This window comes from Pseudoduganella rivuli (assembly GCF_009674485.1).
GTDB classification, from domain to species: Bacteria; Pseudomonadota; Gammaproteobacteria; order Burkholderiales; family Burkholderiaceae_D; genus Rugamonas; species Rugamonas rivuli_B.
The window spans coordinates 177,913-197,862 of record NZ_WKJJ01000003.1; the positions used below are offsets into that span (position 1 = coordinate 177,913).

The 19,950-nt window shown below is 63.7% G+C and carries 17 protein-coding genes; 4 read left to right on the forward strand and 13 right to left on the reverse strand.

From position 1 onward, the window contains the following. Window position 1: 1 nt before the first annotated feature. On the forward strand, window positions 2-1,411 hold the full coding sequence (locus tag GJ700_RS05700; RefSeq protein WP_154371695.1) for a hypothetical protein: 1,410 nt from the start codon (window positions 2-4) through the stop codon (window positions 1,409-1,411). A 10-nt stretch (window positions 1,412-1,421) separates the two neighbouring features. Continuing rightward, on the forward strand, window positions 1,422-2,126 hold the full coding sequence (locus GJ700_RS05705; RefSeq protein ID WP_154371696.1) for a hypothetical protein: 705 nt from the start codon (window positions 1,422-1,424) through the stop codon (window positions 2,124-2,126). Here the strand turns inward: GJ700_RS05705 and GJ700_RS05710 are convergent. The 7 genes from GJ700_RS05710 to GJ700_RS05740 form a co-directional block, all read right to left on the reverse strand. Beyond that, complete coding sequence (locus tag GJ700_RS05710) at window positions 2,110-3,462, reverse strand: hypothetical protein (RefSeq protein ID WP_154371697.1); 1,353 nt, start codon at window positions 3,460-3,462, stop codon at window positions 2,110-2,112. The genes GJ700_RS05705 and GJ700_RS05710 overlap by 17 nt on opposite strands. Further along, on the reverse strand, window positions 3,459-3,770 hold the full coding sequence (locus GJ700_RS05715) for a hypothetical protein (RefSeq protein ID WP_154371698.1): 312 nt from the start codon (window positions 3,768-3,770) through the stop codon (window positions 3,459-3,461). The genes GJ700_RS05710 and GJ700_RS05715 overlap by 4 nt, the downstream gene beginning before the upstream one ends. 68 nt (window positions 3,771-3,838) lie before the next feature. Further along, entirely contained in the window at window positions 3,839-5,200 is a 1,362-nt protein-coding gene (locus GJ700_RS05720) for a hypothetical protein (RefSeq protein ID WP_154371699.1), read from the reverse strand. After that, complete coding sequence (locus GJ700_RS05725; protein ID WP_154371700.1) at window positions 5,197-6,030, reverse strand: ABC transporter ATP-binding protein; 834 nt, start codon at window positions 6,028-6,030, stop codon at window positions 5,197-5,199. Before GJ700_RS05725 ends, GJ700_RS05720 begins: the two co-directional genes overlap by 4 nt. Next, window positions 6,023-6,409, reverse strand: a complete 387-nt coding sequence (locus GJ700_RS05730) for a GntR family transcriptional regulator (RefSeq protein ID WP_154371701.1) — start codon at window positions 6,407-6,409, stop codon at window positions 6,023-6,025. Before GJ700_RS05730 ends, GJ700_RS05725 begins: the two co-directional genes overlap by 8 nt. A 3-nt stretch (window positions 6,410-6,412) precedes the next feature. After that, entirely contained in the window at window positions 6,413-6,763 is a 351-nt protein-coding gene (locus GJ700_RS05735) for a DUF6404 family protein (protein ID WP_154371702.1), read from the reverse strand. A 274-nt stretch (window positions 6,764-7,037) separates the two neighbouring features. Further along, window positions 7,038-9,248: a molybdopterin-dependent oxidoreductase gene (locus tag GJ700_RS05740; protein ID WP_154371703.1), complete on the reverse strand. Its 2,211-nt coding sequence runs from the start codon at window positions 9,246-9,248 to the stop codon at window positions 7,038-7,040. 113 nt (window positions 9,249-9,361) lie between these two features. On the opposite strand from GJ700_RS05740, the gene GJ700_RS05745 reads away from it, so the two are divergent. Further along, the gene (locus GJ700_RS05745) at window positions 9,362-9,715 is read left to right on the forward strand and encodes an apolipophorin (protein WP_154371704.1); all 354 of its coding nucleotides are present in this window, start codon (window positions 9,362-9,364) and stop codon (window positions 9,713-9,715) included. Between the two features lie 32 nt (window positions 9,716-9,747). Here GJ700_RS05745 and tolB read toward each other — a convergent pair whose 3' ends face one another. The 6 genes from tolB to phaP form a co-directional block, all read right to left on the reverse strand. Next, a complete protein-coding gene (gene tolB / locus GJ700_RS05750) occupies window positions 9,748-10,980 on the reverse strand; it encodes a Tol-Pal system beta propeller repeat protein TolB (protein ID WP_154371987.1) in 1,233 nt (410 codons plus the stop codon). A 38-nt stretch (window positions 10,981-11,018) separates the two neighbouring features. Beyond that, complete coding sequence (locus tag GJ700_RS05755) at window positions 11,019-11,528, reverse strand: hypothetical protein (protein ID WP_154371705.1); 510 nt, start codon at window positions 11,526-11,528, stop codon at window positions 11,019-11,021. Window positions 11,529-11,790: 262 nt separating this feature from the next. Next, the gene (locus GJ700_RS05760; RefSeq protein WP_229506827.1) at window positions 11,791-13,863 is read right to left on the reverse strand and encodes a tetratricopeptide repeat-containing diguanylate cyclase; all 2,073 of its coding nucleotides are present in this window, start codon (window positions 13,861-13,863) and stop codon (window positions 11,791-11,793) included. Window positions 13,864-14,065: 202 nt separating this feature from the next. Continuing rightward, complete coding sequence (locus GJ700_RS05765) at window positions 14,066-15,811, reverse strand: ABC transporter ATP-binding protein (RefSeq protein WP_229506828.1); 1,746 nt, start codon at window positions 15,809-15,811, stop codon at window positions 14,066-14,068. Between the two features lie 22 nt (window positions 15,812-15,833). Further along, window positions 15,834-17,603 carry an ABC transporter ATP-binding protein gene (locus GJ700_RS05770; RefSeq protein ID WP_154371707.1) on the reverse strand — a complete coding sequence of 590 codons (1,770 nt, stop codon included), beginning with the start codon at window positions 17,601-17,603 and terminating at the stop codon, window positions 15,834-15,836. Between the two features lie 121 nt (window positions 17,604-17,724). Beyond that, window positions 17,725-18,387: a TIGR01841 family phasin gene (phaP, locus tag GJ700_RS05775; RefSeq protein ID WP_154371708.1), complete on the reverse strand. Its 663-nt coding sequence runs from the start codon at window positions 18,385-18,387 to the stop codon at window positions 17,725-17,727. Window positions 18,388-18,645: 258 nt separating this feature from the next. Between phaP and GJ700_RS05780 the strand changes: the two genes are divergently transcribed. Then, entirely contained in the window at window positions 18,646-19,914 is a 1,269-nt protein-coding gene (locus GJ700_RS05780) for an amidohydrolase family protein (RefSeq protein ID WP_371867860.1), read from the forward strand. Window positions 19,915-19,950 lie beyond the last annotated feature (36 nt).

A 19,950-nucleotide genomic window follows, 5' to 3' on the forward strand; every position in this document is an offset into this window, starting at 1 on the left:
GATGTACCGGTGTGTAGCAGAAGTGTGCGGCAAGGGTTTTCCGCGCAAGGTGAACTTTTGTCCGTTTTGCGGTACGCGGCAGGGAGCGGCCGCGCAAGCGGCGCCGGCCGGCCGCTGGGCGGACAGCGGCGCGGCCGAGGCAAAGGCTGCGGCGCTGGCTGCAGCCCAGGCCGAAGCCGATGCGCTGGCCCGCGCAGCGGAGCGGGCCAGGGCCGAGGAACGCAGCCGGGCCGAGGACCAGGCCAGGGAAGACCAGGCCAAAGCCGACGAGCAGGCCAGGGCCGCGCGCGCGGAAGCGCTGGCGCAGGCACGGAATATCGCAGCGGCCCAGTCCGGTACGGAATCGCGCCAGCCGCCGGAGCAACTGACGCCGGAACAGCAATCCGCGCTGGAGCGGCTGAACAAACTAAAAGGCATCGGCAAGCAAGCCACCGCGCCGTCCGCGCCAGCGGCCAACCCTTATCAGCCGCAAGGTAACGGCGCCCAGCCGTCGCGCCCGCCACTACGCAAGCCCATCAGCAAATCCATGTGGGTGTCGGTGGCCGTCGTGCTGGGCCTGATCTGGTTCCTGGCGCGTCCGTCCGATCCGGCGAAAAAACTGCAGGGCCGCGTGGACAAGGCCGTGGCGCAGGCACAGGATTGCAACATCGATGTGGCGCGCAATGAATACACGTCGCTGAAAGCGGACAAGGCGAGCGCCGCCCAGCTGAAATACCTGCAAGACATCATCGGTGCGAATGCAAAGAAATGCGATACCCGGCGGCACCGCGCCAAGGCGTGGTCGGAATTGCGTCCGCAACTGGACAGCGCGCTGCAAAACGGGTCCATCGACCTGGCGGACCGCCGCCTGGCGGCGTTCGTCAAGGCATGGGGCGCCGATGATGAAACCCGTGACATCGATGGCCGCATCGACGTGCGCAAGGGCGAACGCCTGCTGAACGAAGCGGACGCGTGCATCAAGCGCTCCGACCGGAGCTGTGCGGAAGCGAAATTGCAGGCGGCGGAAAAACTGCAGCGCAACGAACTGAAAACCCGCACCGAGCTGCTGCGCGAAGCGTTGTCGGACTTGCTGAAACGCACGGTGCTGGACCAGCGCGAAGCCGCGCCTGTACCGGTCCCGGCACCGGTGGCTACACCGGCGCAGCGCGCGCCGCAAGCGGCCCCTGCCGCACAGCCAGCGCAGACGCCGCAGCAATCCCAGCAGGCCCGCAAGCTGCTGACCGAAGCGGAACGTGAACTCCGTCAAGGCAATTACAAAGCCGCCATGGACAAGGCCAATATCTGTGCCACCATGATTGATGAAGGCAACCGCGAATGCGTGGCCCTGAAGAACCGGGCCGAGCGCATGAACCGCGATTTGATGAATTGCGTGGCGGCGGGACGCGAGTGGATCGACGACCGCTGCCAGTAAGGAGAACCCCATGAAACGAACGATTTGCGGCGGCGTGGTCGCCGCCATGCTGGCAGGCTGCGCCGCACAGGGCGGTTACCAAAGCCGTGGCGAGCCGGCGCGTGAGCAGGGCAGCGGCGGCAGCCAGGTGGGCAATGCCGCTGCGGGCGCCGCCGTGGGCGCCGTGGCGGGCTGCGTGCTGGCCAAGGCGCTCGGCAAGAAGTGCGCGGAAGGCGCCGCCGTCGGTGCGGCGCTGGGGGCGGCCATCGGCTGGACCACGTATTCGGAAAAAGTCGCGCCGGCACAGGCCGTCAATGCGGAAGCGCAGCGCGAAGGCTTGGTGGTGCCGCGCAATGAAATCCGCCTCAAGGATTACCAGGTGTATTCCACCACCGCCACCGTGCGCGGCGGCGGCGAACCGGTGAAGGTGGTGGGCGAGATCAAGCTGTATGGCCAGGCCCAGCGCGTGCCGGAAGTGGTGCAAAGCATGACCTTGTACAAGGCCAATGGCGAGAAGGCGTCGGATACGCCGCAAATTGCCCGCGTCGAGAAAATCGACGGCGCGGGGCAGTACCGCGCCGTCGGCGTCTACAAAATCCCCCGTGGCATGGAGCAGGGCCAGTACACGGTGCAATCCGTGCTGATGCTGGACGGCCGCGAAGTGGCGCGCCGCTCCGCCATGTTCCAGGTGGCGGATAACGGCGGCGGGCCGGAACTGTTTATCGCGCAGCGCTGAAGGCGGTGAGGCTGACGGGCCGTTCCGGCAGATAGGGCAACAGCCTGTTTGGCGTCCACAACCGGCTGGCCATCCGCATCACCAGTACGGACAAGACGATCATCCCTGCCGCATAACCCAGCCCGGCATGCAAGCCGGTGACGGGCACGCTGTACAGCTTGCCCACGTGGATCAATGCCAGCACCAGATACGCGGCCATCAACGTGCCCCACGTGGTCCGGCGAGGATTAGGCAAGGCGCACAGCAGCACGTTGATGGCGACCAGCAGCGGCGCCTGCATGCCGAAGACCAGCCACTTTTCCATATTGTGCAGCGTGTCCGCCATACGCTGGCCAAACGCCATATCCAGCGCAGCCTGGCCGAACATCAAGACCAGCAACATGCACACGGCAATTTTCAGCGACGTCCGGTAAATCTGCATGGCCAGCGCACCATCCCGGCCGGGCGCCAGCAGCGTGCGCCAGTGCAGATTGCGCATGGCGACCATGCTCATGGCTGCCGGAATCCACGCAATCATCGCCAGCAGGTGGCCTACTGTCAGCACGCTCCCCAGGGGCAGCGGTGGCGTCAGGCTCCAGCACAGCGCGGCGGTACCCATCCGCACACCGCCCAGCATGCTGGACTGCACCTTGTTGTCTTGCAGGAAGCGCGGCTGCAGCAACGAATAGCGCAAGACTTTGCTGCTCCACGCCGGCGCCTCTGCCGCTGTCGCGGGCGGCTGCACGCGGGGCATGATGCGCCAGTAGCGCTGCAGCGCTACCGACATGGCGGGCCAGCCGGCTGCAAGCAAGACCAGTACCGTTGCCGGCAACCGCATCAGTGCAGCCACGGCCACATCGCCATACACGGCCCATACCACGATGATGATCATTCCTGCCGTGTACACGGTGCGGTTGCGCAAGCGGGGCAGCAGCCCGGAACGCAGCGTGGCAAACAAGGTTCCTGCACATGCGGCCAGTGATAACGCCGCCAGGGCCGCCAGCACAGGCGCCTGCATCGTCGTGCTGATGATCCACGGCACCGCGATGGCGATCAGCAACGCGAACCCGTTAGCCCATACGCTGGCCAGCCGCAACTTGACACTGTCATGCCACAGCGCATCCGGGATACGCCGCTGCCCCAGGATTTGCGCAGTTTCGGCCAGCCGGGTGGAGGCGCTGCTGGACAAATACAGCATCAGCGCGGCGGCAGCCTGCAGCAAGTGCGGCGACACGCCGGTCCGCATCGCGGCAGGCAGCCGCAAGTCCAGCAAACCGGCAACGGCAATCGCGGCAGACGGGAAGGCCAGCCAGGGATCATTGCGCAGTGCCTGCATCAGGGAGGAAAACAGTTTCATGTTGGGGCTTTCAAAGCGCTGATCAGCCGTGCGGGTGTCCAAAGGTGGTTGGCTGCTACCAGTGCGGCGCAGGTAAGCGCTGCCAGCATTGCCGCGTAGGCCGGACCGATGTGCCAGCCAAATTCCGGTGTGCCAGGACGTAAGAGTGTGGCCATCCCGAATCCCGCGGCAAGCATAGCCAGCGAAGAAGCCGACAGCAGCACCATGCAGCCAATCGGCGCCAGGAATGCTGCAGTCTGTGCCGGCATCCATTTCCGCATCGCCAGCAGCAGCGTCATCACACCAGCCAGGATGAGGAAGACGGTCATGGCGCGGCTCTTTGTACGCGTCCACGCGGGGTAGATCCGCAGTTCAGGGAAAGTATGCATCATGGTTTTTATCGAATGACCGCCAGCGCTTCCAGCAAACGCTTGGGCGTCCAGCGCCGGTTGGCGATGAACAGTGCAGCGCAGGAAACAGTTGCCAGCAGCAGTGCATACTCCGCGCCGATTTGCCACGCCACTGCCGGCACGGCCAGCTTGAACCACGCCGGCACGTACGCATACAGCAACGGGATCAGCAAGGCCAGGATGGCGCCCACCTGCAAACGGTAGGGCAAAGTGCGCAGCAGCGTCATCAGCGACGTGCAGCACGCCAGTTCCAGCAGCGGGATGGTGATGGACGCCAGGCTATGCCAGCCCAAGTGGATGGGGGAATTCAACAGCATGCTGCCCAGCGCAACCAGTACCACCAGCGGCGCCTGGAATGACATCGTCGACAGCACTATGCGGGTGCCGATTCGCTGCAGCCGTGTTCCGCCCGGCAGCAGCAGCGAACGCCAGTGCAAGTCGCGCACCAGCAACGCATTGGCGCAGGTGCCGCAGACCACCGCCAGTTGCGCCATGCGGATGGCCGTGGCTTGTTCGCCCCACTGCACGGGAATCAGCTTGGTAAAGAAGGCCAGGTTTTGCACGGCGGCGACGACCAGCAGTACGCGGTGGTTGCCCTGATCAGCCGTGCGGTCGCTGGCCATCATGCGCAGCGGCTGATAACGGCCTGCCCAGCGCAGGAAGGCATCGCGCAGACCGCGCAGCACATTGGTTGGCGCACCAGCCACCGTGCGCAGCGCCTCGGCCTGGGAATGCAGGATCCAGCAAGCCTTGGCAGGCCAGGTCAGTGCGCATGCCGCCAGTATCCATGCAGGCAGGGCGGCAAAGCGGTGCAGGTCATGCGCCAATTGGTGGGTGGTGGCAAGAACCACCAGCAGCGCCAGCAGGATGGCTTCCACGGCATACCCTACCCGGCGCGGCAGCAAGCCTGCCCGCGCCAGCACTGCCGTCGAGCAGATCGTCAGCAGCAATGACAGCACGGCAGGCGCCGTCAGCCAGTGCCGGGGCGATCCCGGTGTAAGCATCAGTAAAGCAATGGCGATGCTGAGCACCGCCCAGTAGCGCGTGACCGACAGCAGCCACTGGCGCAGCCATGCTTGCCACAGGGCGGCCGGCGCCCGCCGCTCCTGCAATACGCTGACGCCGCGGCCCAGCGCCTGACCCTGGAACACGACCGCGAGCAGTTGGACGATACACGCCACCAGCACCATCGCATCCAGGACGGATGTGCTGTTTGACTTGCCGATGACCAGCAAGCCAAACAGGATGCTGGCGCACAGGATACCGACCAGCCATGCGCCCGCCTTGCCAAGGCGGATGACATGTAATGGATACAGCGGGAGCGGAGAAGACAGGGCGGCCGTGTTCACGAATTCAGCTCCACGAACAATTCATCCAGCGACAGCGGGCGTCCCGCTTCGGCCAGCACCGGCGCGTGGCGCGTATCGATCAGGCGCTGGCCGCCGCGCGTGTAGTGCACCACGGCTTCCGGCGGCACCGGGCCGTTGGCGATCGCTTGCGGAATCAGCCGGTAGCATTCCAGCATCGCATCCCAACTGTCCACCAGTTGCAGCTTGCCTTCGCGGATAAAGGCCACGTGCGTCACCACCCGTTCCAGGTCGGACAGGATGTGGCTGGAAATGATGACGGTGCGTTCAATGGCGCGCTCGCCGCTGAAGATGGCGCGCATGAATTCGCGGCGCGTCATCGGGTCCAGGCTGGCCACCGGTTCATCGAACAGCAGCACGTCCGGGTCATGCGCCAGCGCCAGCACCACCGACAGTTTTTGCTGGTCGCCGCCGGACAGCGCCGTCACGCGTACATTGAGCGGCAAGTCCATCCGCGCCGCCAGCGCCAGGCAGCGTTCTTCATTCCAGCGCGGATAGGCGCGGCCAATGGTGAACAAGTGTTCCTCCACCGTCATCCATTCAAACAAATCCGGTGTCTGCGCCACATAGCCGATGCGCTCGCGCACGGCATCGGTCAATTGCAGCGACGGGCAATTCAGCAGCGTTGCGCTGCCGCTGTCCGGCGCGGCCAGTCCCGCCAGGCAGCGCAGCAACGTGGATTTGCCGGCGCCATTGCGCCCCACCAGGCCGACCACGGCGCCGGCTGGAATGTCGAGCGATACATTGTCCAGTACCTTGACGCCGTTGTGACGCAGGGTCAGCTGGCTGGCGCGTATCGTGTAATCATTCATGGCTCTTTTTCCTGTCAAGGTATTCTTCGAAAAGTTGCAGGGCTTCCGCCGTGGTGAAGCCCAGCTGGTGCGCCGTCTGCGCCGCCGCTTCCAGCGCGGGACGCAGCAGCGCGGCTTTGTCGGCCGGAGCCGCGTCGCGTTGCACGTCGGCCACCGCCATGCCCACGCCGCGCCGGCGGGTGAGCAGGCCCTCGAGTTCCAGCATGCTGTACGCCTTGCTGACGGTCATCGGGTTGATGGCGTGCTGCTGCGCGACAGCCCGTACCGACGGCAATTCTTCGCCCGGCGTCAACTGGCCGCTGGCCACCAGGCGCCGCACCTGCTCGACGATCTGGCGGTAAATCGGCACCGGCGACGCCGGTGCGATATCGAAATCCATGGATCAGTTGTCCGGCAACTCGTGCCACAGGGGCAGCTTGTGCTTGCGGCGGCCGTAGGCGTAATACGCCGCCATCGAAAGCCCGAACACGACGCCAATAACCAGCGTGATGGCCAGCGCGGCGATGGGCTGCATCTGGTGACGCCAGATGGCGAACCACATCAGCGCCCCCCAGGCCGGCCCGAAAAAGCCGCCGCTGACCAGCGCAACCCGGCCGAAGCTGACGAAGTGGGGCAGGGGCAGGTGGACACCCATGCGCCACAGCAGACGCAGGATGGGCGGGTAGTAATTGCTTTCCAAAATGCCGGTCTTGGCCATGATGGCCAGCGCGGCGTCGCGTTTGGTGGTGGTCATGCGTATCCTCAGGTGTATTGCCACGTGTATTACTGTGTGAATTAGTGTATCACTACAATAATACACTTGCAATATCAGGGTACGCGGTGGTCTTTTGCTTTAACGGGCCGCATGCATGGCGGCTTCCGCCAGGCGGAAACCGCCCTATATAGGAATGAGGCCGCCGGGTTTGGTCGAGGTGGCGGCCCGGTGCATTGGCCAGGGCACGCGCATTGAAATGCGTAGGGCGGTTCGCTTTGCGAGCCGCCATGTTGGCGCAGCCGGTGTCGCGGTTTCAGTCCGCAGGCGCCAGCGTCACGGGAATCCCCGACAACACGGCATTGCCCGACAGCGGATCACGCAGGTTTTCGTCGAGGATGGCGTTCAGGTTCACGCCCGGCCGTTCCGCCGCGACCGCCATTTGCGTGCCCGGCAAATTGTGCCCCCAGCCATGGGGCAGACTGACCACGCCCGGCATCATGCCGTCGTCGATTTCCACCTGTACCGTGATGGCGCGGTCGCCGTTGCGCAATTGCGCGCTGCCGCCGTTGGCGAGGCCGAAGCGCGCGGCGTCCTGCGAATGGACCAGCGCCGTGCAGCGGTAGGCGCCTTTGGCCAGCACGGGCAGGTTGTGCATCCAGCTGTTATTGGAACGCAGCTGGCGGCGCCCGATCACCACCAGTTCCGGCGCGGGTTCATGCATGGCGGCGGCGACGCGCGCCAAATCATCGAGCAGCAGTTGCGGCGCCAGTTCGATCTTGCCGGACGGTGTGCGCAATACTTCCGGGATGCGCTGGGTCATGGCGCCCAGGTCGATGCCGGAAGGGGCGGCGCGCACTTTTTGCAAATTCAGGCCGCCGGGATTGCGGCCGAACTGGTCGCCATACGGACCGCTGCGCAAACCCAGGTCCAGCACGCGCTCCACGCCCCGCTGTGGCGTCAGCATGTCCATCACCGTGCCCGCCAGCGGCCCCACGCTTTTATCGAGATCTTCCCGCAGCAGCGCATCATCCAGTTGCGCGATGTCGGCGTCGGGGCCCAGGCCTTGCACGATGGCCGTCAGGCGCAGCAAGCTTTCCCATTCATCCGGCGCGCCTGACGTGCGGGGCAGCACGGGCGGGCTGTAACGCGCGTGGTTGCGGTGCGAGAATTGCGTGAACGTGACGTCGTAATGCGCATCTTCCAGCGGCGACACGCCAGGCAGGATCACGTCCGCATGGCGCGACGTTTCGTTCAGGTAGATATCCATGCTGACCATGAATTCCAGCTGGTCCAGCGCCGCCGCCAGGCGCGGCCCGTTCGGCGCGGACAGCACGGGATTGCCGGCAATGGTGATCAAGGCCTTGACCTGGCCCGGTCCCGGGGTGTCGATTTCCTCCGCCAGGCACGTGACCGGTAATTCACCCGCCACTTCCGGCGCGCCGGACACGCGGCTGCGGTAGCGGCCATAGGCCACGCCGCGTCCCGTTCCCGGCTTGCCGCGCGTATTGCCGGCAAAGGCGGCGGCTTTCGGGAACATCATGCCGCCTTCCTCGTCGAGGTGGCCCGTGAGGATGTTCAGTACGTCGATGAGCCACGAGGCCAGGGTGCCGTATTGCTGCGTGCAGGTGCCGATGCGGCCATAGATGGCGCCGCGCTGAGCGCCGGCCAGGTCGCGCGCCAGGTTGCGGATGGTGGCCGCATCGATGCCGCAACGCGATGCCACGCTTTCCGGCGCATACGGCTGCACGGCCGCTTGCAGCGATTCCAGGCCGTTCAGGTGTTCTGCCAGGCGGCCAGGCATCACCAGGTTTTCATCGAACAGCGCGTGCACCATGCCCAGCAGCAGGAACACGTCGGCGCCGGGGCGGATGAAATGGTGTTCATCGGCGATTTCCGCCGTCTCGGTACGGCGCGGATCGATGACGGCGATGCGGCCGCCCCGGGCGCGCAGCGCCTTGGCCTTGCCACGGAAATCCGGCACCGTCCACAGGCTGCCGTTCGACACCATCGGATTGGCGCCCACGATCAGCAGGTAGTCGCTGCGGTCGATATCAGGCACCGGCACCGACAGCCAGCCGCCATACATCAAGCCGCACGACAGCATTTTCGGCACCTGGTCGACGCTGGACGCGGAATACATGTTCTTGGTGCCCAGCGCCCTGGCCAGCCGGGGGAAATACAGCATCAGGCTCATTTTGTGGGAAACAGGGTTACCCAGCACGGTGGCCACCGCATCGCGGCCGTCGCGTTCGATGATGGGTGGCAGGCGGCGTGCGATTTCCGCATACGCCTCGTCCCACGTGGCGTCGACAAAGCGTCCGTCGCGCTTGATCAGCGGCGTGCGCAGGCGGTCGCCGTCTTCATGCAAGTCCTTGAGGCTGACGGCTTTCGGGCACAGGAACCCGGCGCTGAACACGTCCGCATCGTCTCCCTTGATCTTCTTGACCTTGCCGTCTTCGTGTTCGATTTCCAGGCCGCAGGCGGCCTCGCAAAATGGGCAGATACGGCGGGCGACGGCAGCCATGGTGAGCTCCTGAAATAAAAGTGAACGGTCGTTCTATTGTCAATTTTTGTTACACCGATGTCAATCGTATTGCGCTTGCTCAGGTGTATGCTTGATACCACAGGAGAACAATCATGAAACCAGCAAATTTCTTTTATGCTGCCCTGGCGATTGCCATGCTGGCAGCGGTGTTATCCGGCTGCCAGCGGCGCGAAGCGGGACCTGCCGAAGAGGCGGGCAAGAAGATTGACCAAGCCACACAGCAAGCCAATGCCGAACTGAAGCAGGCGGGCACGGAGTTGAAGCAGGCCGGCGCCGAGTTGAAAGATGCGGCGCATGAAGCCGGCAAGGAATTGAAGGAAGCCGCCGCCATCACGCGCGACAAGATCAATGACGCGACGGAAGTGGCGGGGCAGAAGCTGGAGAAAGCGGGCGAAAAGATGCAGGAAACCGCCCGCGAAGCCAAGGAAGAAGCGAAGAAGAAGTAAGCATCACGAGCGTGCTTTGAAGTTGGAGTGAATTAAGGCACGAACGGCCCCCAGGCAGGTTCCCTGATCTGGCCCGCCTGTGTGGTCACACGCTGCTTGACGCGTCCATCCACCGACACGATGGCCAGCGATTCGCGGCCGCCGGCTTGTGTGGCGTACAGGATGTACTTGCCGTTGGGGGCAAAACTTGGATACTGGTCGTCAGTGCTGTCGGACAGGCGCTGCTCCTGGCCGCTGGTCAGGTCCATCGCATACAACTGGTAATTGCCATCTCGGCGCGAGATATAGGCCAGCGTCTTACCGTCTGGCGAGAGGCGGGGGCTGATGTTGTGGCTGCCGCCGAATGTGACGCGGCTGGCGTCGCCGCCCCGCGCGCCCATGCGGTAGATCTGCGGCCCGCCGCTGCGGTCGCTGGTGAAGTAGATATGCTTGCCGTCGGCCGACCATTGCGGCTCGGTGTCGATACCGGCGCCGTTGGAGACACGGCGCAAGTCGCTGCCGTCGGCGTTGACCACGTAGACCTGGTAGTGGTCGTCCTTCGACAGCGCGACCGCCAGTTTGCCGCCGTCCGGCGCCCAGGCCGGTGCGGAGTTGCTGCCTTTTTCGTTGGCCACGACCTTGCGCTGGCCCGTCACCAGGTTGTGCACATAGACCACCGGTTTTTGCTGTTCGAACGATACATACGCCACCTTGGCGCCGTCCGGCGACCATGACGGTGAAATAATGGGCTCGTTCGAGCGCAGTGCGAGCTGCTCGCTTTCGCCGTCGGCGTCGGCCACCATCAACTGGTAGCTGCGGCCCTGCTGTTTCACGTAGGCGATACGGGTCGAGAACGCGCCCCGGTTGCCCGTCAGCTTGAAATACACGTCGTCGGCGATCTTGTGTGCGGACAGCCGGGTGAAGCGGGGCGCCAGCGCCTGGTCCAGCTGCGACAGCTTGCCTGGCTTGACGGTGTCGAGCAGTTGGTAACGCACGTCGTAGCGGCCGTCGGCCAGACAGTCCACGGTGCCGATCACCAGCGCGTCGGCGCCCTTTGCTTTATAGGCGCCCAGGTCGATGTTGCCGGCGTCGGCGATAACGCCAGCGTCGATCACGTTGAAGGCGCCGCTGCGGGCCAGATCGGCCTTGATGATGGCCGAGATCTGGGCGGGCGCCACTGTTTCATTGGCGAAGCCGGCAACGGCGATTGGAATCTGGTTGCTGCCGACGCCGGAAATTTCAATGCGCAGTTGCGCCTGCGCGGACGGCGCGGCGCTGGCGGCCATCGCCAGTGCGGCGCAGGCGATGAGGTGGGGGAGGCTTTTCAATGCTGATTAGCTGTGGCAAGGTCATTGACCAGTCGTTCAACTTGCGCTGGGAGCGCGCTTTTCATCGCGTCGGCGGATGAAGCATTCGTCATCAGGATGAATGTCAGGAAATTGTTTTTGGCGGTTGTGGAACACATGGTCATCGCCATGCCGCCAGGTATCATCTTGTCATTCGCCGCTACCAGCAATTGGTCACTGCAGGCAGGTTTGGTTATGTGGGCGCTATGGGGGGATGCGGCGGTCGTCACGGTGAGCGACGGCGACAGTCCGTCTTTAGGCGTGTAGGTGCAGGTATAAGTGATTTGCGTTGGCAAGTCAGACGGGCCTTCCGGTATTTTCTTGTGTTCCGTCGTGGACTGTTCCGCCGTCATCTTGTAATCACCGAGATTGAACGCGTCGAGTGCTTGCTGGTCCATTACATTGCACGGCGCGCCAGCGGATTCGGCAAATGCCATTGGTGACGAAAGGGACGAAGCCAGAGTCAGTGCAAGAAGTTGGACGCGCATGTTTATCCTGAACAAGGTAGTGGGGAATGGCAGACTGCCAGCTGCGCGCCCGGTTTGGAGATGATGCTTTCCAGCGTTCGCGCGCTTGCTAAATCAGCAATTAAATAGTGCCCGCGAATTTGCTTTCTGGAAATTATGAAATTGCCCAATTGTTATTATTAAAATAATCAATTTTCCTGCCCGGAGCGCGCAGGCGGCGCGGCGTTCGGCGCCACAATGGAAGGCGGATGGAGAGAGGGGCGGCGAACGCCGCTCCGGGAAATCAGTTGCCCGCTTTGAAGGCGGGTTTGAGCGGCACCACGTTGCTGCCATGCGCCCCCGCCGGCGGCGTGCCGTCGGGTGTGCCGCCCAGCACCACGGACAGGTCGACGAAGCCGGCGCGCCAGGCGCGTTCCAGGTCTTGCTCGATGGCTTCCATCGACGTTTCCTGCAAATTCTCGAAGCCACGCACGCCATAGGCGCGGTTGCGGCCGTGGGCCTTGGCCAGGTACAGCGCCATGTCGACCAGGTTGACCGCGCGTTCCCACGGCAGCGGCGTGTCGGCAGGAATCAGGGGGAAGGGCGCGAAGCCGACCGAGACGTTTACGCTAAACGTATGGTTCTGGTATTCGATCTGCTGCGACGAGATTGTCGTCAAGATGCGCCGCGCCACTTCATCGACGCCGTTGCGGGGAATCGCGGGCAGGAAGGCGAGGAATTCTTCACCGCCCCAGCGCACGATCATGTCGGTTTCGCGCAGCGCGATGCGCAGGTTTTCCGCGATCATTTTCAGCACCAGGTCGCCGGCCGCGTGGCCATAGGTGTCGTTGATGTTCTTGAAGTGGTCAACGTCCAGCAGGAACAGGGCGCCAACGATATCTTCGCCACCCTGGCCACGGCGCTCGACGTGATTGTGGGCGCGCATGTATTCCTGGAAGTGGCGGCGGTTGTACAGCGACGTCAGCGGGTCGAGCGAACTTTGCGCCTTCAGTTCCAGGTTCTTGACTTCCAGTTGCGCATTGGCCTGGCGCACCTTACGGTACAGCAGGCCCACCACGGTGGCGGTCAGCGCAAACACCAGCGCCAGCAGCCACCACACGCGCTGCTGCAGGCGGCGGTTGTCGATTTCCGCGCTCTTGACCTGGTTTTCACGGCTCAGCAGCTCGATGCGGCGCTGCTTCTTTTCCATCTCGTACTTTTCCTGCAATTCCCAGATGGCTTTCTGGCGCTGCTTTTCAAACAGCGCGCTGGTGATGTCCCGTTCGCGGTGGTAGGCGCTGATGGCGCCCGCGAAATCGCCGGCGCGTTCCAGCGCCTGGCCGTACTCGAGCAGCACGGCTTGCAGTTCCGGCTTGTTGTTGGTCTTTTCGTAGTACGCCATGCCCGCTTCGAAATGCTTTTTGCCTTCGGCCGTCTTGCCCATGCCAAGGTAAGCCTGGCCGATATTGATCAGGGCAATGGCTTCCGTTGTGGAGTCGCCGATTTCCCGCGCCACCGCCAGCGATTCCGTGCCATAGCGTATGACGCGCTGGTAATCGCGGTCCTTCAGGTAACTGTCGGACATGTTGACCAGCGTGTCGGCGAGCAGTGACTTGGCGCCCATCTTGCGCGCCATTTCCAGCCCGGATTGCAGTGCGGCCAGCGCGCGGCGCGGCTGCTCGGAATCCATGGCCAGTACATATTCCGTCTGGCGGGCTTGCGCAATGCGGCCGGGCGAATTCAGCTTTTCAGCCACTTGCACGGACTCTTCCAGCACGGCCCAGCCCTTGTCGTATTCCTTCATGCGGTCATACAGCACGGCCAGCGCATTGAGCGCCGTGGCCAGCGGCAGCAAGTCTTCCAGCGGGCGCGCGGTTTCCACTGCGGTTTGCAGTTTCAGCAGCGCGACGGGGAAGTTGCCCTGTTCCGCATAGGATTGACCTGACGTGATGGTCGCCTGCACGCGCAGCGGCACATCCTGCGTCTGGTTGGCCAGCTTTTCCGCTTCGAACGCCAGTTCGTGCGCGCCCTTGGTGTCGGACATGCCGGACAGCGTATAAGCCTTGGTCAGCAAGCCCTTGGCGAGAATTACCGTATTGCCCTGGGCGCGGCCGAAGGCTATCAATTCCTCGGCCAGTTGCAGCGCGATGTCCTTCTGGCCCAGCTTGACGCGGGCATAGCTCAGTTGGGAGAGGAATTCAGCCTTGGTGCCGGGCGGCGCCGAGCGGGCCGCGCTTTCCATTTTTTGCAGTTGCACCAGCGCTTTTTCAGGCACGTAGCGGACCTGGTCGCGGATTTCCGCGATGCCGGCGTCGAGCACGGACACACCCTGGCCCCACGCCAGCGCCGGCGACAAGACACAGGCAGCCGCCAGCATTCGCATGCTGCGCGTAAACGTCTGATCCCGAAAGCCTGCCAACTGGTTGTCCTTTGCATATCTTTGCCCGGAAACCGCGCAAAGTGTCTAGACAATTATATTCTTGTTGCAAGCGAGAAATCGAAAGAGATTGGGATTTTCTGCAAAACCGCCACAGTGACAATTAAGCAATTTTGCAGGAAGTTATACGACTGTTCACAAGTCATGCTGCAAGTTGTTGCAACAGATACAAGCGCTGGTACAAACCGCCGTCGATTTGCATCAGTGCGTCGTGGGAACCGGACTCGCTGATACGGCCATGGTTCAGCACGATGATGCGGTCCGCTTCGCGGATGGTCGACAAGCGGTGCGCAATGGCGATGATGGTGACCTGGCCGCGCAATTCATGCAGCGCGGTTTGCACGATCTGTTCGGTCTGGCTATCGATGCGCGACGTCGCTTCATCCAGCAGCAGGATGCGGGGTTTGCCGGCCAGCGCACGGGCAATCGCGATCAATTGTTTTTGCCCGCTCGACAGGCGCGAACCGCCTTCGCCCAGCGGCGTGTCGTAGCCGTGTTCCAGCGCGCAAATGAAGCCGTGCGCATGGGCGGCCCGCGCCGCCGCTTCGATTTCCGCCAATGGCAGGCCGCGGCCCATGTCGATGTTTTCGCGGGCCGACGCCGCCAGCAGGAAGGGTTCCTGCGGCACCAGCCCCACGTCGTTGCGGAAGCGCTGGTTCGGGATGCCGGCCAGCGCCTCGCCGTGCAGGCAAATGCTGCCCGTGCTGACGGGGTAATAGCGCAGCAGCAGCGACAGCAGCGTGGATTTGCCACTGCCCGTATGGCCGACGATGCCGATGAACGCCCCCTGCGGGATGGTCAGCGACAGGTCATGCAGCACGGGCTGGTTTTCGGCATAGGCGAACGTCAGGTGCTCGATGGCCACGGCGGGCGCTTGCAGCCGCTCCTGCGTTGGCGCCTGGCCTGCGCCCGCCTGGTGTTCCGGCGACAGCGGTTCGTCCAGCAGGCCCGCGACACGCGATGCCGCCACCACCGATTGCTGTAACTGCGAGAATTGCATGGTGATTTGAATCAGCGGCTCGATCACGCGGGCGATATAGCTGATGAACGCATACAGCACGCCCACTTCCGCCGCGCTCATCGGGCGCTGGCCAAACATGTAGATCACCGCCGCCAGCAGGATCACGTTCAGCAAGTCCAGTGCGGGACGCAGCAGCCACGCATTGGCGCGGATTTCCGCCACGCGCTGCGTGTAGTGGTCGACGTTGGTGAGCTTGAAGCGCTCGGCAAAGCGGGTTTCCGCATTGTTCGCCTGCAGCACCGGCATGCCGCTGATGGACTCGGCCATCTGGCCATTGATTTCACTGCGCAACTGGCGCGCCCGCGTGACGGCCGGCGCGCTCCAGCGCTGGTACAGCCAGACGATGCCCAGCACGGCCGGCAGCAGCGCCAGTACGATCAGCATCATGCGCCAGTCCAGCCACGCCATGGCGATCACCGTGCCGACCAGCACGATGGTGCTGTCGAGCATGACGAACAGCACTTGTACGTACAGGTTCTTCACGGCTTCCGTATCGTTGGTGACGCGCGATACCAGCTGGCCCGTGATGGCGCGGTCGAAGAACGCCATCGGCAGGCGCAGCACGTGGCCATACACTTGTTCGCGCAAGCGCTGCACGGAACGCATGGCCAGCCCGGACAGGCTGACCAGTTGCCAGTAACGCAGGCCGGTGGCGATCCAGCCGGTGCCCAGCACGGCGCCCAGCAACAGCCACATGCGCGGCCAGTCCAGGTGGCGCGGTAACAGGTGTTCATCGATCAGCGCCTTGCCCGCGATCGGGCCCAGCACTTCCAGGAAGGCCGCGGCCATCAGCCACAGCAGCGCCCAGTGCAGGCGGCGCAAGTCGGGCCGGGCTGCCTGGTGCAGCAAGCCGAATGCCTGGCGCATCTGCTTGCCTGAGGATACGTGGTCAGGATGCTTCAATGCTGGCCTCCAGTTGCTGGTAGCGCCACTGGCTGGCATACCAGCCATTCAGTAGCAGCAATTCGGCATGGTTGCCGGTTTCAACGATACGGCCATCACGCAAGACGATGATCAGGTCCGCATTCACCACGGCGCTGAGGCGGTGGCTGGCGATGATGGCGCTACGCTCCATGCCGCTCTGGTGGCCGGCCACGCGCAATGCTTCCAGGTGTTCCAGGATGCGGGTTTCCGTGCCCGTGTCGACGGCGGACAACGCGTCGTCCAGCAACAGCAAGGCATTGTTGGCCAGTAGCGCGCGGGCAATCGCCACGCGCTGGCGCTGGCCGCCGGACAAGGTGATGCCTTTTTCACCCACTTCCGTTTCATACCCGTGAGGGAACTGCAAAATATCGTCGTGGATGGCGGCCAGGGTGGCGGCGTGTTCGATTTCCGCACGGCTGGCGCCGGGGCGGGCCAGCGCGATATTGTCGGCAATCGATGCGGAAAACAGGAACGATTCCTGCGGCACCCAGCTGATGGCGCCGCGCAAGGCGCGCAATGTGTAATCGCTGATGGCGTGCGGCCCCCATTGCACGCGGCCCTGCTGCGGCGTCAACTGGCGCAGCAGGACGCGCAGCAGCGTGGACTTGCCGGCGCCGGTGGGGCCGACCAGCCCCAGGGTCTGGCCCGGACGCAGGCGCAGGCCGATCCCGTGCAGCGCATGCACGCCCGCCGCCTGGCCGGGGTAGGCATAGGTGATTGCGTCCAGCAACAAATCGCCTTTCGGCGTCTGTTCGATGTGGCCCTGGTCGGCAATGGCCAGCGGCGCGTCCAGCATCGGCTGCAGGCGCGCATAGGCGGCACGGCCCCGCTCGATCAGCGACAACACCCAGCCGGCGGCAAACATCGGCCAGATCAACTGGCCCAGGTACATGGAAAAGCTGGTCAGCGCGCCGATGGTCAGTTCGCCCTGCCAGACCAGGTAGCCGCCCAGACCCAGCGTCAGGCCGGTGGCGGCGGTCAACGTCAGGCCGACCGCCGGTTCATACGCGGCTTCCCACACTTGCGCGGACAGGCTGGCTTTTTGCGCGTCCATGGCCAATGCGCCGAACTGGCTGGCGCTGCGCTGTTCCAGCCCCAGTGCGCGCAACGTGCGGACGCCGGACAGGGTTTCCTGCACGTGGCCGTTCAGTGCTGAAAAACGCTTCAGCGAGTCGGCGGACGCCGTATGGATGTGGTTGGAGATATGCCAGAACGCCCACGCCATCAGCGGGAAGGGCAGCAGCGCGATGCAGGCGAGGCGCCAGTCGACGCCCAGCATCATGATGCCCAGCACCGTCACCAGGGTCAGCGCGCCGTCGAAGCCGGCCAGCATGGCTTCGCCGGCCGTCATTTCAATCGCATCGATATCGTTGGTGGCCAGCGCCATCAGGTCGCCGGTGCTCTGGTTCTGGTAAAACGCGGGGCCCTGGCGCGTCAGCCGCGCATAAAAGCGCGTGCGCAATTCCACGCCCAGTTTGTAGGCGACCGCATACAAGGTCATGCGCCAGCGCGCACGCAGCAGGTAATTGCCGACGCCCAGCAACAGCAGCAACCCCAGTTGCCGCATCAATCCCTGCGCGTCGAGTGTGTGCGCGGCCAGGCCGTCAATCATTGCGCCGATCTGGCGGGGTATCCAGATACTGATCAGCGCCACGCCGGTAAGCATGGCAGCCGCGGCGGCATAAGCCGGCCAGTGCTGGCGCACAAAGCTGGCTAGTAGCCTCGATAAACTCATAGCTATCCTCGGACTTGTCGAGCCCGGTAGGATACATCAGCAGGGAATTTGGTGCCGGGAGGCGGCGTGGGAGGCGCTCGTCATCCCGCGACAGCGGGGATGACGAGGCACAGCGGAAAGATTACTTCTTCGGCGAAACAGACTTCAGCACCACCGGTTTGGCTTCCGTGGTTTCAGCCGCCACGACAGCCGCGACCGGCTTGTCTTCTTCGGCGCTGTGGCCGCTCAATTCCGCAACGGCTTCAGCCAGCGGCTTGGCGGCAGGCTTGCCTTTGGCTTCCGCTTTTGCCTCAGTTTTTGCTTCCGCCTTGGCGGCTTTCGGCGCTGCGGCTGGCGCATCGACAATTTCCGATTCGGCCGGCTCATTGTGCACCACGGCGGCAGCTGCAGGCTGGTTGGCGACTTTGGCGGCCAGTGCCAGCGGCTTGGCGGCAACGGACGCTGCGGTTGCAGTGGCTTCCTTGAACTGGTCTTTCACCAGTTGCAGCAATTCAGCCTGGGTTTTGCTGGCAATGCTGTACAGCTCGCGGCTGTAAGCCAGGAAGTTATCCAGATTCGGAGTTTGCACGATCAGGTCGCGCGGGTCACGGGCTTCCAGCAGTTGCTTGGCAACGGCCGACGATTTTTCCACCGAAGCGCGGGTCGTGCTGAAATTCAGCGCGATGACTTGCTGTACGCCTTCGAAGGCGGTGGTGGCATAGTGATTGGCGATGTCCAGCTGGGTTTCCAGCTGGGACTTGGCGGAAGCGGTGGCTGCGGAAAACTGTTCGGTGAATGCGTTCATCTACTTCTCCTGGAAACGGTTCATATTGCGCTGCAATATAAATCATTCTAGCGGTGATTTTCAGCCGTGAAAAGTTATTTTTTCCGCCACCGCTGCGGCTTGCACGATACAAGGGTAAGTCACGGTGCGGCGTTGCAACAAGCATCTGTGGATGGGCGCATAATGCGCTGCAACAAAGCAACACTATTTACTTTGTCGATTGCCTGTGCCTTTACAATCGAATCAACGACAACAGGAGGGTGCATGAATGCCGTGAACGTGGATGTGGTCATACGCAACGCCAGCCTGCCGGACGGCCGGCGCGGCATCGATATCGCCGTGCAGGGCGAGCGCATTGTCGACGTGGGGCCGGCGCTGGCGCTGCGGGGCGCGCGGGAAATCGACGCGGGCGGCGATCTGGTGGCGCCGCCGTTTGTCGATGCCCACTTCCACATGGACGCCACGCTCAGTTATGGCCTGCCGCGCGTGAACCAGTCCGGCACCCTGTTGGAGGGCATTGCCTTGTGGGGCGAACTGAAACCCCATTTGACGCAGGAAGCGCTGGTCGAGCGCGCTTTGCGTTATTGCGACTGGGCCGTGGCGCGGGGCTTGCTGGCGATCCGCACCCACGTCGACGTGTGCGACGACCGCCTGCTGGCGGTGGAAGCGCTGCTGGAAGTCAAACGCAAGGTGGCGCCGTACCTCGACATGCAACTGGTGGCGTTTCCCCAGGATGGCTTGCTGCGCAGTCCCACCGCGCTGGCCAACCTGAAGCGCGCGATTGCCATGGGTGTCGACGTGGTTGGCGGCATTCCCCATTTCGAGCGCACGATGGCCGATGGCGCGGAATCCGTGCGCATCCTGTGCGCCTTCGCGGCCGATCAGGGGCTGCGCGTCGACATGCATTGCGACGAGTCCGACGATCCGCTGTCGCGCCACATCGAAACCCTGGCCAGCGAAACGCACCGGCTGGGCCTGCATGGCCGGGTGGCGGGCTCGCACCTGACGTCCATGCATTCGATGGATAATTACTATGTCAGCAAATTGCTTCCGCTGATGCGCGAAGCGGGCGTGGCGGCCATTGCCAATCCGCTGATTAACATCACGTTGCAGGGCCGCCACGACACATATCCGAAGCGGCGTGGCATGACGCGGGTGCCGGAGTTGCTGGCGGCCGGCATCGACGTGGCGTTCGGCCACGATTGCGTGATGGACCCGTGGTACAGCCTGGGTTCCGGCGACATGCTGGAAGTGGCGCACATGGGCTTGCACGTGGCGCAAATGACGGGACAGGACGCGATGCGCGCGTGCTTTACCGCCGTCACGGACACGCCGGCCCGCATCCTGGGACTGGACGGTTACGGTCTGGCGCCGGGGTGCTATGCCGACCTGGTGTGGCTGGATGCGGCCAGTCCCGTGGAAGCGATCCGCCTGCGCGCCGCACGCCGCATGGTGATGCGGCGTGGGCAGGTGGTCAGCGAAATGCCGCGCACGGGGGCGACCTTGCATTTGCCGGGGCGGCCCGCTGGCGTGGATTTCCGTTTGTAATGGCGTCTCGCGGTAACATGGCTATTTCCCATCATC